16 protein-coding genes and 1 tRNA gene are annotated in these 14,808 nt (G+C 52.4%); 7 read left to right on the plus strand and 10 right to left on the minus strand.

Annotated elements, in window-relative coordinates; genetic code table 11:
- Nucleotides 1-2 precede the first annotated feature (2 nt).
- The 3 genes from ABD949_RS25400 (at nt 3) to ABD949_RS25410 (ending at nt 2,854) form a co-directional block, all read left to right on the plus strand.
- The gene (locus tag ABD949_RS25400) at nt 3-599 is read left to right on the plus strand and encodes a hypothetical protein (protein ID WP_345248329.1); all 597 of its coding nucleotides are present in this window, start codon (nt 3-5) and stop codon (nt 597-599) included.
- A gap of 39 nt (nt 600-638) precedes the next feature.
- Nucleotides 639-1,202 (plus strand): CPBP family intramembrane glutamic endopeptidase, encoded by a 564-nt coding sequence (locus tag ABD949_RS25405; RefSeq protein WP_345248331.1) that lies wholly within the window; start codon nt 639-641, stop codon nt 1,200-1,202.
- 311 nt (nt 1,203-1,513) lie between these two features.
- Nucleotides 1,514-2,854, plus strand: a complete 1,341-nt coding sequence (locus ABD949_RS25410) for a histidine kinase (RefSeq protein ID WP_345248333.1) — start codon at nt 1,514-1,516, stop codon at nt 2,852-2,854.
- Nucleotides 2,855-2,869: 15 nt separating this feature from the next.
- Here the strand turns inward: ABD949_RS25410 and ABD949_RS25415 are convergent, their stop codons facing one another.
- The 4 genes from ABD949_RS25415 to ABD949_RS25430 all read right to left on the minus strand — a co-directional run bounded on the left by ABD949_RS25415 (nt 2,870) and on the right by ABD949_RS25430 (nt 5,057).
- Entirely contained in the window at nt 2,870-3,952 is a 1,083-nt protein-coding gene (locus ABD949_RS25415) for an alginate lyase family protein (protein WP_345248335.1), read from the minus strand.
- A gap of 236 nt (nt 3,953-4,188) precedes the next feature.
- Nucleotides 4,189-4,353, minus strand: coding sequence for a hypothetical protein (locus ABD949_RS25420; protein WP_345248337.1), 165 nt, complete (start codon nt 4,351-4,353; stop codon nt 4,189-4,191).
- Nucleotides 4,338-4,514, minus strand: coding sequence for a hypothetical protein (locus ABD949_RS25425; RefSeq protein WP_345248339.1), 177 nt, complete (start codon nt 4,512-4,514; stop codon nt 4,338-4,340). The genes ABD949_RS25420 and ABD949_RS25425 overlap by 16 nt, the downstream gene beginning before the upstream one ends.
- A 458-nt stretch (nt 4,515-4,972) precedes the next feature.
- Nucleotides 4,973-5,057 (minus strand) — tRNA-Ser (locus ABD949_RS25430).
- A 175-nt stretch (nt 5,058-5,232) separates the two neighbouring features.
- On the opposite strand from ABD949_RS25430, the gene purL reads away from it, so the two are divergent.
- Entirely contained in the window at nt 5,233-7,485 is a 2,253-nt protein-coding gene (gene purL / locus ABD949_RS25435) for a phosphoribosylformylglycinamidine synthase subunit PurL (RefSeq protein ID WP_345248341.1), read from the plus strand.
- 83 nt (nt 7,486-7,568) lie between these two features.
- On the opposite strand, the gene ABD949_RS25440 is transcribed toward purL, so the two are convergent.
- Nucleotides 7,569-8,096 (minus strand): hypothetical protein, encoded by a 528-nt coding sequence (locus ABD949_RS25440; RefSeq protein ID WP_345248343.1) that lies wholly within the window; start codon nt 8,094-8,096, stop codon nt 7,569-7,571.
- A 78-nt stretch (nt 8,097-8,174) separates the two neighbouring features.
- Here ABD949_RS25440 and truA point away from each other — a divergent pair, with 78 nt between their 5' ends.
- Both truA and ABD949_RS25450 read left to right on the plus strand, forming a co-directional pair.
- The gene (truA, locus tag ABD949_RS25445) at nt 8,175-8,939 is read left to right on the plus strand and encodes a tRNA pseudouridine(38-40) synthase TruA (protein WP_345248345.1); all 765 of its coding nucleotides are present in this window, start codon (nt 8,175-8,177) and stop codon (nt 8,937-8,939) included.
- A gap of 29 nt (nt 8,940-8,968) precedes the next feature.
- Nucleotides 8,969-9,568, plus strand: a complete 600-nt coding sequence (locus tag ABD949_RS25450) for a nucleotidyltransferase family protein (protein ID WP_345248347.1) — start codon at nt 8,969-8,971, stop codon at nt 9,566-9,568.
- An 11-nt stretch (nt 9,569-9,579) separates the two neighbouring features.
- On the opposite strand, the gene ABD949_RS25455 is transcribed toward ABD949_RS25450, so the two are convergent.
- Together ABD949_RS25455 and ABD949_RS25460 are read right to left on the minus strand one after the other, a co-directional pair.
- On the minus strand, nt 9,580-10,374 hold the full coding sequence (locus tag ABD949_RS25455; RefSeq protein WP_345248349.1) for a thymidylate synthase: 795 nt from the start codon (nt 10,372-10,374) through the stop codon (nt 9,580-9,582).
- A gap of 118 nt (nt 10,375-10,492) precedes the next feature.
- The gene (locus ABD949_RS25460; RefSeq protein WP_345248351.1) at nt 10,493-10,951 is read right to left on the minus strand and encodes an OsmC family protein; all 459 of its coding nucleotides are present in this window, start codon (nt 10,949-10,951) and stop codon (nt 10,493-10,495) included.
- 59 nt (nt 10,952-11,010) lie between these two features.
- On the opposite strand from ABD949_RS25460, the gene ABD949_RS25465 reads away from it, so the two are divergent.
- Nucleotides 11,011-11,364: a hypothetical protein gene (locus ABD949_RS25465; protein WP_345248353.1), complete on the plus strand. Its 354-nt coding sequence runs from the start codon at nt 11,011-11,013 to the stop codon at nt 11,362-11,364.
- Between the two features lie 11 nt (nt 11,365-11,375).
- Here the strand turns inward: ABD949_RS25465 and ABD949_RS25470 are convergent, their stop codons facing one another.
- The 3 genes from ABD949_RS25470 to pgi form a co-directional block, all read right to left on the minus strand.
- The gene (locus tag ABD949_RS25470) at nt 11,376-11,942 is read right to left on the minus strand and encodes a precorrin-2 dehydrogenase/sirohydrochlorin ferrochelatase family protein (protein ID WP_345248355.1); all 567 of its coding nucleotides are present in this window, start codon (nt 11,940-11,942) and stop codon (nt 11,376-11,378) included.
- 115 nt (nt 11,943-12,057) lie between these two features.
- Complete coding sequence (locus tag ABD949_RS25475; RefSeq protein ID WP_345248357.1) at nt 12,058-13,056, minus strand: porin family protein; 999 nt, start codon at nt 13,054-13,056, stop codon at nt 12,058-12,060.
- A gap of 70 nt (nt 13,057-13,126) precedes the next feature.
- A complete protein-coding gene (gene pgi / locus ABD949_RS25480; protein ID WP_345248359.1) occupies nt 13,127-14,791 on the minus strand; it encodes a glucose-6-phosphate isomerase in 1,665 nt (554 codons plus the stop codon).
- Nucleotides 14,792-14,808: the final 17 nt, after the last annotated feature.

Raw genomic sequence — 14,808 nt, forward strand, 5'->3', positions numbered from 1 at the left:
CCATGGAGCTGGATGATTTAAAACAAGCGTGGAACCAGGCAAATCAACAACCCCTAAAAACACCCGACATTATGAACCTGATTCACCACAAGAGCAAAGGCCCAATTGCCTCGCTGAAAACCGCGTTCCGTAAACAGATGCTGGCTGTTGGGGCACTGATGGCCGCCGTCATAGCAACGCAAGCCCAAAACGTGAGCAGTGTTTCGTCTCACCTGCTGTTCTGGACTTACATGGGTTTCTGTCTTGGTCTGCTGATTATGCTGTATTTGAACTACAGGCTCACGCACCAGATGGAAAGCATGGATACCAGGGTAAAGGATAACCTGGAGCAACACGTAATCATGCTGGAGCAACGCCTAAAGTGGCAAAACATCGGAGCTAGGCTGGTTATTGTATTTTTTATCCTGCTGTTGGAGGTGATTCCTTACTACCAGTCTATGCGGATGCTGGATACCTGGCATGGCTTATCGCCTGTAGTGAGGTTCTCCTCCTATGCGGCTTACCTGGTGTTTCAATACTTTCTCAGCCGGACAGTAGCCAAGAACAAGTTTGGTAAACACCTTGATCGTTTAAAGCACCTGCTAAACGAATTAAGGTAAACTGAAAAGTTAATGTGTCTTTCCCATAACCAAAGCAGCATGAATTCAGAAACCCAACAAGCGCTTTTTCGAACAATACCCTTTTTCTTGTTGATCATGGGGGTAGCCTTAGGCGTCAGGCTGACTAAATTAAAACCAACTGACCTCTATATCCACCGCCCAACTTCGTTCAAATTACTGCTGGTTTGGTGTTTTGCGTTTCTGGTGTACATCTTCATCACCGAAGTTGTGCTATACAGGCTAGGCTTGTTGGGTAGTAACCCCTGGATGGACTCTTTTTGGCCTTCACTGATCAAACTTGTTGGCATGGTCGTTTTAGCGCCTATCGCAGAAGAACTGTTTTTCCGGGGAGTACTGCTGTCACGACTACGGCATTGGCAGGTAAATAAACACCTGGCTATTCTCATCCAGGCTTCCATTTTTGTGCTGTTTCACTCAGCTGCTTTTTCAATGTCCTGGCAAGCGAGTATAGGGAAAGTGCAAATCTTTACGGATGCCGTACTTTTTGGCTATGCGCTGTACGTCACCCAATCCATTTATACACCCATGGTGATGCATGCCACAGGCAACGCCATAGCAGCTCTTGAACAGTTCATATTGTAGAATGGAATAGCCAATCAACTGGCATATCGACCTAATCCATATAAAAAATAGTTGACTTCCGATAGCGAAAGGTAATCCTGACTTTTAACGCAACCTGAACGTGTTCTCACCAATAGCGCCTGAAGACGATTTGATCTTTTGTCTCAATTAATCGGGACGTTTTCAGTTCCTGAAAAAAGCGTTATTTTTGACCACGTGCCTCCCTACCCTGAAGCCATACCGGTTGATCGGCCAGTCCCCTCCGTGAGCTACAGCAAAGGGCAGTTTGTTATTGTCTTAGCCATACTCGAACCCTTCACCCAACCCTGGGCATGACTCCCGATAACCTGCGCCTGTTGTTCACGGGTTCCGTTTGGGCCTTATTTCTGCTTAATGCCGTGCAATGGGGGCTGTACCGGCAGCGTATCTACGGCCTGTTCACCTTGCACACATTCAGCTGGCTGAGCAACCTCTTCCTGTATGACAGCGTCATAACCTTGCCCGCATCGACGAGTACCTTGCTCATGAATCTGAGTATGGGCTTTTTCAAACTCAATTTCCTCGAATTAGTGCTAGTGTTGTTCACCCAGCCGGGCAGTACCTCCCGGCACTGGACCCGGGTCGCGCAGGCGCTGGTGGCAGCCTACGTGTTCGGGGGATGGATCGTGTGGCAACCCACCGACCCAAACACCGTGTATGAGGTGTTGACGCATCTTTTCCGCATAGTAGCGGTGCTCATCAACCTAGGTGCTATTTGGCTGGCTGCCCATCGCCGAGACCCGGTAGCCCGCCTATTTCTGGTCGGATCTGCCTTCATGACGCTCAGGGGCTTTTTGTCGCTGGCCCTTTTTTCAGGGCCAAAATGGCCCTGGGCCACCCAGGACGTGTACGCGTCGGCGAACCTGGTGATTCAGGGCATGCTGATGGCAGAATTGCTTTGCTTTTCGCTTTGCCTGACCTTCCTACGACGGCTTCAGGAGGTAGCCCAGGCCCGGCAGCAGGCCGTAACGGAGCAGGAACTGGTGGGCGAACGCGAGCAGCGCCGGCGGGAAAGCCTGGAAGCGGAACTGGCGGTACAGCGGCTGGAACAAGAGAAAATGGCCGTGCAACTCCGGGCCCTGCAGGGTCAGGTCAATCCGCACTTTCTGTTCAACTCGCTCAACACCCTGTCTGCCCTGATTGACGAAAGTCCCCGGCAGGCGGGCGAGTTCGTGGATGAACTCAGCAGCGTGTACCGCTATCTGCTGCGGGCCAACGATAACCCCCTGACCACGCTGCGCCATGAACTGGACTTCATTCGCTCCTACTATCACCTGCTACAGACTCGTCATGGCACGGGCATCGACTTGCGCATCGCGGTAGATGACCAGAACCTCGACACGCAATTACCTCCGCTTACCTTGCAGCTGTTAGTCGAGAATGCCGTCAAGCACAACGTGGTGCTGCCTGATCAGCCCCTGGTTATAACGATCACAACGAATCCGAACGGGCAGTTGGTGGTCCAGAATAATCTTCAGCGCAAAGCCTCGCGAGTTCTCAGTAACGGAGTCGGTTTGAGCAACATCCTGACCCAGTACCGAATGCTGGGACAGGGCCTGCCCACAGTACAAGATGGAAGCGGGCAGTTTGTGGTGATCCTGCCGCTGGTCCGTGAACCAGAATCCGCCGGGTAAACGAATTCAATATCGTTACCTATATATATCGAGGCTCACTGCCATGAGCGTAGGGAAAGTCCAGGCAAAGTGATGCGTCGGGTAAATGAGTGGGCGGCTTGCCTGGACATACGTTCCATATTCCTTATCCCGGTAAATACCCGACATGGCTTCCAGCAAATTCCCCGGCCAACTTTGGGCAGACCCTTTATTAGGATTAGGAAACCACTTCCATTCTGAGGGATGCAGGCTATAATAATGTAAATAATCCAACGCTGTTTTTATAGATCGGCCGTCCTGCGAGTAGGTAAAAAGATTTTCTCCTGTCGCATTAAAGATCACCCAGGAAGCGGCCGTTATTGGGGCCAGCGAAAAGTACGTATACCAGATTCCGTTTGCCTTTCGCTTTGTTTCTTCAGGCATGCTGCCATCCGGCGCAATTTTATGGAACAAGTCACTTTTTATCAAACGTGTGTTTTCTGCGATTTCTTGTTCATCATTCAAAAATTGGGCGCACAACGCCGAGCCGAACCGTCCCCAGTCGGCCCAGTTATTGGAACGGTTACGAATTTCGTTGCAGGCTTTGCGGTACACAGTTTCCACCCAGCGATCAAACTGCTTTTTATCGGCTTCTGTCCAGCCCTGGTAACCATACAGCAGCTCTGCGGCCATTAGCATACCAGAACCTGCATACGCCATGACTAGACTACCATCGGCATCCGAATAGAGTGTGTTGGTTGCACCCCAGGCGTTGAGAATTTCCAGCGATTTATCCGCATATTTCAGCTCTCCGCTCAACTGCCAGGCTAATGCGCAGGCATACGCATCAAAAGCGTTCGTATTAAGGCTCTTTGAATTTTTTCGATGCATAACCGCATCGACATAATAACCCGGCACACTGAAATCGGCAAGGGCCTCAATAGGGTGGTACCAGGCCGAGTCGGCATAGACTATTAATTGCCGGTAGGCGTCCCAGTACGGCTGTTTCTTTGCCTTGACCTGCTTTCTTACAAAATCCAGCTGCTGCTGAGGGTGCATACCGCCCGGATGGTCATAGGCGACGCAAGACCCTATTTTGAAAAGAAGTAAGGCTATCAGAACGTATTTTTTAAAAGCCATAGCACCAGGGTTTCGAAGTAAAGACAGAACGGCTAACCTGTACCATTCTTAAATCGTTGAAGAACTGTAAAGTATGCAGTTATAGAAGGGTGGAGAAAAAAAATCTACTTGTGCGGTGCGATTTAATACCTTTACTTATGAACACCAACCAGGGTTGATATGAATGTCAGACCAGTGCTTTACCAAATATGGGTAGTTTTGCAGTTTCGTACGGCGACGGCCGACCGTAAAATCCGTCACTTGAGACCATTTCCCTTGTTTCGTGGCCGAACCAGCGGAAAATTCAGCAACGCTTTCAGGTCAAACTGGACCGGTGGTATCGTTTCGTCCGAAAAGTCATACTCACCAACCAGATTGATGTGATGCCAGGTGTGCGTCGAAGATTTCAGAATCGTCCGCAACAATTCTTCGTGTGTTCCAAAGTCGTTTTACACTGTCGTAGCTTTTCCGACAGATACAGCAGGTTGTAGTAATTAATCACATTCATAATCAATGTCCGACAGCCAGCGGCAATTTGGTGTTCCTGATCGGTGGGCCAGTCAAACGAACTATCATTGCCCATTGTGACGGCACTCCCAAACTTGTTGCCGTGTTCATCCAGAGATGATAATAAAAAACAATCCTATTGTAGATTTTACTGCAAATGTTCTACTTGAAATTAAGAACGATTTTTTCGAGTTATTAATTATTGCTAAATCTCTCGAGAGGTACAATTTCTTACACTTTTTAAATATTGCAATCTTAAATTATAGAAAGTGTACTTTTAATTATTGGCTTTGTTGTGCTAAAGTAGTCTTAATATAAAAGAATTCGAATTTGCTCAAATTTCACACATGAGTATTAAATTATTGAGTATCTATACGGGTTATTGGAACAGCTTTATAACTTCCTTGGTCAAGAAAACTGCTTTAATGAAACTTTACCCAATTTAGGCGTTAGGTAAAGTTTCCATCCTATTTGCAGCCTAACCAGTAAAACAAACAAACCCGCTGAAATTTCAGCGGGTTTGAAACATTCATGCAGAGGGAGAGGGATTCGAACCCCCGGACCTGTTACAGTCAACAGTTTTCAAGACTGCCGCGATCGACCACTCCGCCATCCCTCTATGGTCATTAAATGTGATGCAAAGGTAGTATAGTTTTTGACATTTGTCAACTCACCTCTGCCAACTTTCCGGGCAAAAAACCGTACTTTTGGGGCAGAAACGCCGAAAATCCCTGATTTTCAATAGCGCAGGGGTTTGCCGGATTGCTTTATTTTTTAGCTACAATCCTCTATACATGTCCGTGGAAGTAACCGAACACGCGCCCACTGAGCCGATTCCAACCGTCGAAACCGCCCGCAAGCTTGGCCTGCTACCCGAAGAATACGAGCGCATCTGCGAAATCCTGGGCCGCAAACCCAATTTCACCGAACTGAGCATCTTTGCGGTGATGTGGTCGGAGCACTGCTCCTATAAAAACTCCATTATCTGGCTGAAAACCCTTCCCCGCGACTCCGATCGGATGCTTGCCAAAGCGGGGGAAGAAAACGCCGGTCTGGTCGATATTGGCGATGGTCTGGCGTGCAGCTTTAAAATTGAATCGCATAACCACCCCTCGGCCATTGAACCCTACCAGGGAGCCGCTACGGGGGTAGGCGGTATCAACCGCGATATATTTACGATGGGTGCCCGGCCCATTGCCCAGCTGAACTCGCTCCGCTTCGGCAACCTCGAACTGCCCAAGACGCGTCGCCTGCTGAAAGGCGTTGTCAAAGGCATCGGCGACTACGGCAATGCCTTCGGTATCCCGACTGTCGGCGGAGAGGTGTACTTCGACGACTGCTACAACATCAACCCGCTGGTCAACGCCTTTTCGGCCGGTATCGTCGAGGTGGGTAATGTCGCCAAAGCCATTTCGTACGGGGTGGGCAATCCGGTGTTTATCGTCGGCTCGGCCACGGGTAAAGACGGTATCCACGGCGCTACGTTTGCCTCGGAAGACATCAGCGACAAATCCGCCGAAAAGCTCCCGGCGGTGCAGGTGGGCGACCCCTTCATGGAAAAGCTCCTGCTCGAAGCCACGCTGGAGGTCATTGCCACCGGCTACGTAATCGGTATTCAGGATATGGGCGCGGCTGGTATCATCTGTTCGACCTCCGAGATGAGCGCCAAAGGCGAACACGGCATGGACATCGACCTCGACCGCGTACCCACGCGCCAGCCGAACATGGAGCCGTTTGAGATTCTCTTGTCGGAGTCGCAGGAGCGGATGCTGATCGTGGTCGAGAAAGGCAACGAAGCCGCCGTCAAAGCCATTTTCGATAAATGGGATCTGAACTGCGAGCAGATCGGCACCGTCACGGATACCGGTCGCCTGCATTTCCACCGTTACGGCCAACGGGTCGCCGACGTACCCGCAGATGACCTGGTGCTGGGCGGGGGCGCTCCGCAGTACAAGCGAGAGTACCGCGAACCCGCCTACTATCAGGAGCACCAGAAGTTTCAGGTTTCACAGGTTTCGGACGTTAGTGGGGAGGAGGTCAGCAAGGTAGCGCGTCATCTGCTGACGCACCCGAACATCTGCTCGCGCAAGTGGGTGTATGAGCAGTATGACTCGATGGTCGGTACCGCCAACCGCTCCACCAACGCACCCTCGGATGCCGCCGTGGTGCAGGTAAAGGGTACGGACAAGTCTATTGTAATTACGGTTGACTGCAACAGCCGCTACGTCAACGCCGACCCCGAACAGGGCTGCGCCATTGCCGTGGCCGAAGCCGCCCGCAACATTGTCTGCTCGGGTGGGGAGCCGCTGGCCATTACCAACTGCCTGAACTTTGGTAACCCATATGTGCCGGAAGTCTACTGGCAGTTTGTGGGGGCCATCAAGGGCATGAAGAAATCCTGCGAGAAGTTCAAGACGCCCGTCACCGGCGGTAATGTCAGCTTCTACAACCAGAGCTCCGACGAAGGCCCGGTTTTCCCCACGCCGACCATCGGTATGCTGGGGCTGATGGAATCATCAGACAACCGCATGACGCTGGGCTTCCGGCAGGCGGGTGATGCAATTTACCTGGTGGGCCAGTCGAAAGACGATCTGGCGTCGTCGGAATACCTGTATTCTTACCGCGGCATCAAAGGCTCACCGGCACCGGCGTTCGATCTGGACGAAGAGTACACACTCCAGACAGCGTTGAAGCAACTGATTATTGACAAGCACATAGCCTCAGCCCACGACGTTTCCGATGGTGGTCTGTTTATCGCCCTGGCCGAATCGGCTATGACCGGAAACCTCGGCTTTGACATTACGACTGATGAGGCTCTCCGCACCGATGCCTTCCTGTTTGGCGAGAGCCAGAGCCGGGTAGTGGTCTCGGTATCGGCCGATAAGCAGGCTGGTTTTGAAGCCACCCTGCAGCAGTCGGGTGTCGCCTTCAGCCGCTTAGGTGAGGTAACGGAGCGCGATTTTGTCATCGACGGGCAAACTCTGCTCACCGTCAGCGAAGCGAAGGATTTGTACGATAACGCGCTGGGCAACCTGCTGGAAAAATAACAGCGATTTGGGATTTATGATTTCGGATTGGGGATTTGCTGACGCCGGAGGTAAATCCCCAATCCGAAATCATAAATCCCAAATCATTTACCCCAAGCCGGCACGGGCGTATTTTCGTTGAAGAGTTCATCGAGGTAATACGTCCGGCGGCCTGTGAGGTTGCAGGGTGTATTGCCGATGGGGTAGATGCACGGCGAGTAGACACCTAAATCCTCGCCGTTCATCAGGCTGGCGAAATCGCCATTGGGCAGGAGAGTTTTTTTATGCCCTCGTCCCAGCACGCTATGAGCAAGGTGGTGAAACACCAGACCTTCCTGGGTTTCTTTATAGGCCCTGGTCCAGCAGGGCCACTCCCTGACCAGCGTGATCCGGGGTGTTTTGTTCGATTCTACCTGGGAAACGCCACAAATATCCTGTCCCGAGGTTTCGCCGAACTCCACAATCAGGTCGTCAATCTTGAGCGTCTTGCCCCGCTTAGCGGCTTCGTCCCGGAACGCCTGCACAAACGGTTCAATCTCGGCCGGAACCTCGTATACGGGTGTATGAGGTGGGTCGTCGGGCCGGCAGTCGAGTAGGAGCAGCCCTAACAGACAGAGTGATGTCAGACGCATGGTGTAAGAAGGATTAGGAAACGAAAGCTACAATACGAACGAGATTAATCAAAGGGCTGCGGGTTCACAAGTCAGGTTATGCGCTACTTCATCCAACTATCCTATAAAGGCACGGAATTTAAAGGCTGGCAAAATCAGCCCAACGGCATCAGCATTCAGGAGTCGCTCGAGAAAGCCCTAAGTTCGATTTTACGGAGACCCACTACAATCGTCGGCAGCGGCCGGACCGATTCGGGCGTGCATGCCGAACAGCAGTTTGCCCATTTTGAGGTGGAGGAGCCGCTGACCGTCACCGCCCAGCTCGTGTATGCCCTCAATTGTATCCTGCCCGCCGGCATTGCCGTGCAGGCTATGTTCCCGGTTGAGGCCGATATGCACGCCCGCTATTCGGCCGAGTACCGGTATTACCAGTACCGCATCAGCCGCCACAAAAATCCCTTTTTGCAGAAGCAGATTTACGTATTCCGGCCGGAGCTGGAGGTGTCCCTGATGAACGAAGCCGCGGGGCTGCTGCTGCAATACACCGATTTTCAGAGTTTCAGCAAGGTGCGTACCAGCGTCAACCATTTCCACTGCACCATTACCCGCGCTGAATGGCTCCGGGAAGGCGACCAACTGATATTTCACGTCAAGGCTAACCGGTTTCTGTACGGTATGGTGCGGACGCTGGTCGGAACGTTGCTGGAAGTAGGGCAGGGGCGGATGACAGTTGCCGACTTTGAGCAGATTATTCTGGCCAGAGACCGGACGGTGGCTGGGCGCTCGGTGCCGCCCGATGGGTTATTTCTGGTGGAAGTGGGCTACCCATCCGAAGTCCTGCAGAATCGGTTTATCTTTGATTAAAGCTGGTCCCCTAATCAACTAATTAACCAATGAACCACTCAACCCCACAAATAGGCATCGTCATTTTAGCCGCCGGGGCATCTACCCGCATGGGGTCGCCCAAGCAACTCATCGAGTGGCAGGGGCAGACGCTCGTCCGGCGCATCACCGAAGTTGCCCTGGCGACTGAGTACCGGCCCATTGTGGTCGTGCTAGGTGCCAACAAGACCTCTATCACCGCCGAACTGGAAGGACTGCCGGTTACTCTGATTGAGAACCCTCATTGGGAGCAGGGGTTGTCATCGTCCGTCAAGATGGGGCTGGCCGGCGTGTATATGACTAAAAAAGAGTTTGATGCGGTGCTGTTCCTGCTGGTCGACCAGCCCAAAGTGGATCAGGCGCTGGTGGAGCATATCATTGCCACCTACCAGGAAAACGACAAAGGAATCATCGCTTGCCGATACGGCGGAAAGCCGGGCGTGCCCGCTCTGTTCGACCGCAAGTACGTGGAAGAACTGCTCAGCCTCGACGGCGATAATGGAGCCAAGTGGGTCATGATGCAGCACCGCGACGACTGCCTCGAAATACCCTTTGAAGACGGCGCCATCGACCTCGACACCCGCCAGGATGTCGATAAATTTCTGTCGTAAACGTCCTGTTATTACACCGCCACCGGTGCTTTGATGGCCGGCCAGGGGTTGTAATTTTCCAGCGTGAAGTCTTCGTACACGAAATCAAATACGGATTTTACATCCGGGTTGAGCCGCATAGCCGGCAGGGGGCGGGGCTCGCGGGAAAGCTGTAGTTCGACCTGCTCCAGGTGATTCAGGTACAGGTGCGTATCGCCCCCGGTCCAGATAAATTCGTGGGCTTCATAGCCGCATTCCTGCGCCACCATCATCGTCAGCAAGGCATACGACGCAATATTGAACGGTACCCCCAAGAACACATCGGCGCTCCGCTGGTACAACTGGCACGACAGCTTACCGTCGGCTACGTAGAACTGAAAGAGTGCATGACAGGGGGGGAGCGCCATATTCGGCACATCGGCGGGGTTCCAGGCCGAAACCATCATCCGGCGTGAATCCGGCCGGTTCTTCAATTGATTCAGCACATCCTGCAACTGGTCGATGGTGCGGCCGTCGGGAGCCTGCCAGCTTCGCCACTGTCGGCCGTATACGGGTCCGAGGTCACCGTTGGCGTCGGCCCACTCATCCCAGATACTCACGCCATTGTCCTTCAGGTATTTAATATTGGTATCTCCTTTGATAAACCACAGCAGCTCGTGAATAATCGACTTGGTATGGACCTTTTTGGTGGTTACCAGCGGAAAACCGTCCTGTAGGTTAAAGCGCATCTGGTAGCCGAACACGCTGATGGTGCCGGTGCCGGTGCGGTCGGTTTTGCGGGTGCCGGTATTCAGGATATGGCGGAGCAGGTCGTGGTATTGCTGCATGAATCGAAAGTCAGTAGTCGTTGGTCGATAGGGTGGCCTTCGCAAAAGGCATGGGTAAAAATAAGAAAAGCCCATCTGGCTTTTGCCGATGGGCTGGATAAAATTTCAAGTTGCGTGACTACTCAATTGTAAACGAGTAGTCAATATGCGCGGTGGGGCGAAGCTGGGCGGTGGCGGAGCAGTATTTGTCCATCGACAGGTCGATGGCCCGGCGTACCTTTTCCGGATCGAGGTTGCCCTTCAGAAAATAATGCAGGTGGATCTTACGAAAAGGCGAAGGCGTAGCGTTCTTTTCACGGAGTCCCTCCACCGTAATCCGAAAATCTTCAATGACCTGCCGCTGTTTTTGCAGCACCAGCACCACATCAATGGCGCTGCAGCCGGCCAGGCCCATCAGCAGCATTTCCATGGGACGGGCTCCGGCGTTGTGGCCGCCAATATCGGTAGAGCCGTCAATGTCAAGTTTTACCCCGGCTACTCCGGTGGCTTCAAAGTGGAAGGCATTATCGACGCGAACCAGTTCCACTTTCATGGTGTTCATTAGCGGAGCCGACTCAACTGTTTGGGAATCAAGCATAGTCTGTGTTGTAATTGTAGTTAAATAAAGTTACTTTCACCGTTTCTAACCGGATCTGTATGTCTGAAAAGTTTTCTGACAGCCTGTTCGATATCAAAAATGACCGACGGCTGAGCGTTTATCTGTACCGGACCGGGTTCGGTTTCTGGCTGTTATACATTGTATCCGGTGCCCGGTTTATGCATTCCTTCACGGCCTACCGTACCGATTTTGGTGTCTTCTCCTTTTTCCTGATGGTTATGGGAATGTCGGCATCTATGGTGTACGACTACTATCACCACCCGGCCGAGTTTGAACAGAAAAAGAAGTGGTTAATTGTCAGCTATATGGTGCTGGCCGGGCTGATCTACTTCTTCATCGTCCGTACCCAACCGTTTTCTGTTGAACAACTTTTCGGGGCGAATCCGTTCTGACGAAGCTGGATTTACTTCAGCACCTTTGTAATCTCATTCAGCCGCTCCAGTTTCTCCTGAAAATCGCCTTTGAGCTTGTTGCGGATGGCAGTCAGGTTATCCAGTGTCTCCTGCAGGCTATCGGGCAGAATCTCCTCCAGCACTTCGCGGAAGCGCTTGGCAAAGGTCGGCGACTTACCGTTGGTCGAGATGGCTACTTTCAGGTCGCCTTTCTTAACGACCGAGCTTAAATAGAAGTCGCACAGGTCCGGGGTGTCGGCAACGTTTACCAGTATCCGTCGGGTCTTACAGTCCGCCTGCACCTGCCGGTTCACGGCTTTGTCGTTGGTACCCACAATCACCAGATCTTTTCCGGTCAGGTACTCGGCTTTGTATCGATCCGTAATCAGGGTAACGCCGGGATGTTGTTCCGCCAGTTCGGTTATTTCGATACGAATGTCGGGCGCTACCAGTGTTACGCTGGCCGCTGGTGCATTGCTAAGCAGGGCTGTCAGTTTCTCCAGACCGACGTAGCCGCCACCGACTACGAGCGTTTGGAGGTTCTCTATCTTGACGAAAATCGGAAAAAGTGTATTCATGCCGGGCTAATCTGGATGACAATATTAGGTAAATTGCGAATAAAGACGAAAGGCTGCCCCAGTAGAGGCAGCCTTCGCTGTGTTGATGAAGATTGGTTGTTGTTACGCAGCGCGATTAGAACCGCAGACCTACGTTAAAACCAAACATACGACGCTTGAAGTCGGCACCCCGGTCGAAGATACGAGCCAGACCGTGGTTGTAGAAAGCATCCAGCGTAATGGGACCCAGGTTAACACCAGCACCCAGCAGACCGTTCAGTTGTGTACGGTTTACATCATCAAGTCCCAGATCTACGTTACCTTTGCCACGGCCAATCAGCGCCGACAGCTCGGCACCGGCCTGCAGCCGCAGACCTGCTACACTACCTACCCGAATACCAATCCAGGCCGGAATCGCCAGGAACTGCTGATCCAGATTAGCGCGTACATCACTGGATGAAACCGTACCGGCCCGGAATACCTGAGACGTAGTAGTACGGAATTCAGCACCTAACTGACCAAATACGGTACCACCCGTACGACCGTACACACCAATCTGATAGCCATAGCGGGCTTCGTAAGTCAGGTTGTTGGCCTCACCAATGAAGTTCGAGCGGTTTATACCGGCGTAGATACCAAACCGGCCTGGCTTATCCATAACGCCGTCCTGATAGGTGTCTCGGGTAGCGTACGGATCAGTCGACGACGTCGTTGTTGTAGTCGTCGTGCTGTAGGTACTGTTGTTGGTCGACGGTGTAGTCGAGTTGTTGATCGTGCCAGTACCTGTGGTGTTGTTATACGTACCCGTGTTGGTATTTGTCGGCGTAGTTGAATATGTACCAGTATTAGTATTGGTGTTGGTATTCATATTCGGGTCCGTCGTACCGGTAGTTGTACCCGTGTTGTTATTCATGTTGGTACCAGACTGGTTCGAGTACGTCCCCGTGTTGGCAGGCGTAGTCGGCGAAGTAGAATACGTACCGGTATTGGTGTTTGAATTCGTACCTGTCTGGTTCTGATAGGTACCGGTTGTCGTGTTCGTATTCGTCGTAGTTGTTGAACTGTTTGTTGTCTGCGCATTCGCGAAGCCCGTACCCACCAGGCACAAGGCTAACAATGTACTTTGAACTTTCATTTTCATAACGTTTTGAGTTGGACAATAAATAGTGCGTAATCGAGTTACACTGCAATAACTAGGCTTTTTTTCATTTTGTTTGCGCTTCTTTCATTTGTTTGTAAAAATTGATGAGTCCATTGGTAGAGCTATCGTGACTATTAACTGGCTCACTGGCTTGTAGTTCAGGTAAGATCTGATTGGCTAATTGCTTGCCTAATTCAACGCCCCACTGGTCGAAACTAAATATATTCCAGATGACACCCTGCGTAAAAATCTTGTGTTCGTAGAGGGCGATCAGGCTGCCCAGGGTCCGGGGTGTTACCCGTTTTACCAGGATGGAATTGGTGGGCCGGTTACCCGAAAAAACCTTAAAAGGCGTCAGAAAACGGATTTCTTCGTCGCTTTTACCCACTTTACGCAACTCAGCTTCGGCCTCCCCGTAGGATTTGCCGTTCATGAGCGCTTCGGTTTGGGCAAAAAAGTTCGACATCAGCAACTGGTGGTGATTACCCATGGGGCGCTGGCTGTTGGCGGGGGCAATAAAGTCGCAGGGGATAAGCTTGGTACCCTGGTGAATAAGCTGGTAAAAGGCGTGCTGGCCGTTGGTACCCGGCTCTCCCCAGATGATCGGTCCCGTTTGATAAGTTACCGGTTCGCCGTTACGGTCTACCGACTTGCCGTTGCTTTCCATATCGCCCTGCTGGAAGTAGGCCGCAAACCGGTGTAGGTACTGGTCGTAGGGTAAAATGGCGTGCGATTCGGCCCCGAAGAAGTTGTTGTACCAGATGCCGAGCACGGCCAGAATCACCGGCAGGTTCTGCTCCAGGGGGGTATCCCTGAAATGCTGATCCATGGCGTGACCACCGTCCAGCAGCTCGGTGAAGTTTTCAAATCCAATATAGCAGGCGATCGACAACCCAATGGCCGACCAGAGCGAATAGCGGCCACCCACCCAATCCCAGAAGCCAAACATATTGGCCGGGTCAATACCGAATTTCTCCACCGCCCCCCGGTTTGTCGAGATCGCTACAAAATGCTTCGCTACGGCTGCTTCGTCTCCGGCCTGATCCAGAAACCACTGCCGGGCGGTGTGGGCGTTGGCCATCGTCTCCTGGGTGGTAAAGGTCTTGGAGGCAATCATAAACAGCGTGGTCTCCGGGTTTACCCGCTGCAGTGCTTCGTAGATATGTACCCCGTCGACGTTGGAGACGTAATGGACCCTCAGGTTCGGATTTCCGTAGGGCTTCAGCGCTTCGGTGACCATGACCGGCCCCAGGTCCGACCCGCCGATCCCGATGTTGACCAGATCGGTGATGGGTTTGCCGGTGTAGCCTTGCCAGTCGCCGGAGCCGATGCGGTCGCAGAAGCTCTTCATCTGGTCGAGCACGGCGTTTACCTCCGGCATTACATCTTTACCGTCGACTATCACCGGGGTATTTGACCGGTTGCGGAGGGCTACGTGCAGTACCGCCCGGTCTTCGGTAGCGTTGATACGGCCGCCAGCAAACATGCTGTCGATGGCTTCGCGGAGTTGCGCCTGTTCGGCCAGGCGGCAGAGAAGCGATAGCGTTTCGGCGGTGATGCGGTTCTTGGAGAAGTCGACGAGCAGGTCCTCAAACTGGATGGAGAACCGGTTGAACCGCTCGGAGTCTTCGGTAAAGAGGTCGCGCAGGTGCCGGCCTTTTATGGTTTCGAAATGCTGCCGGAGCTGTTCGTAGGCAGGCAGGTCGGTAAATCGGTGGTTCGGGAACATGATTGGCAGGTGGTTGG

Origin of the sequence: Nibrella saemangeumensis, from assembly GCF_039541915.1 — a bacterium.
Classification (GTDB): Bacteria; Bacteroidota; Bacteroidia; order Cytophagales; family Spirosomataceae; genus Nibrella; species Nibrella saemangeumensis.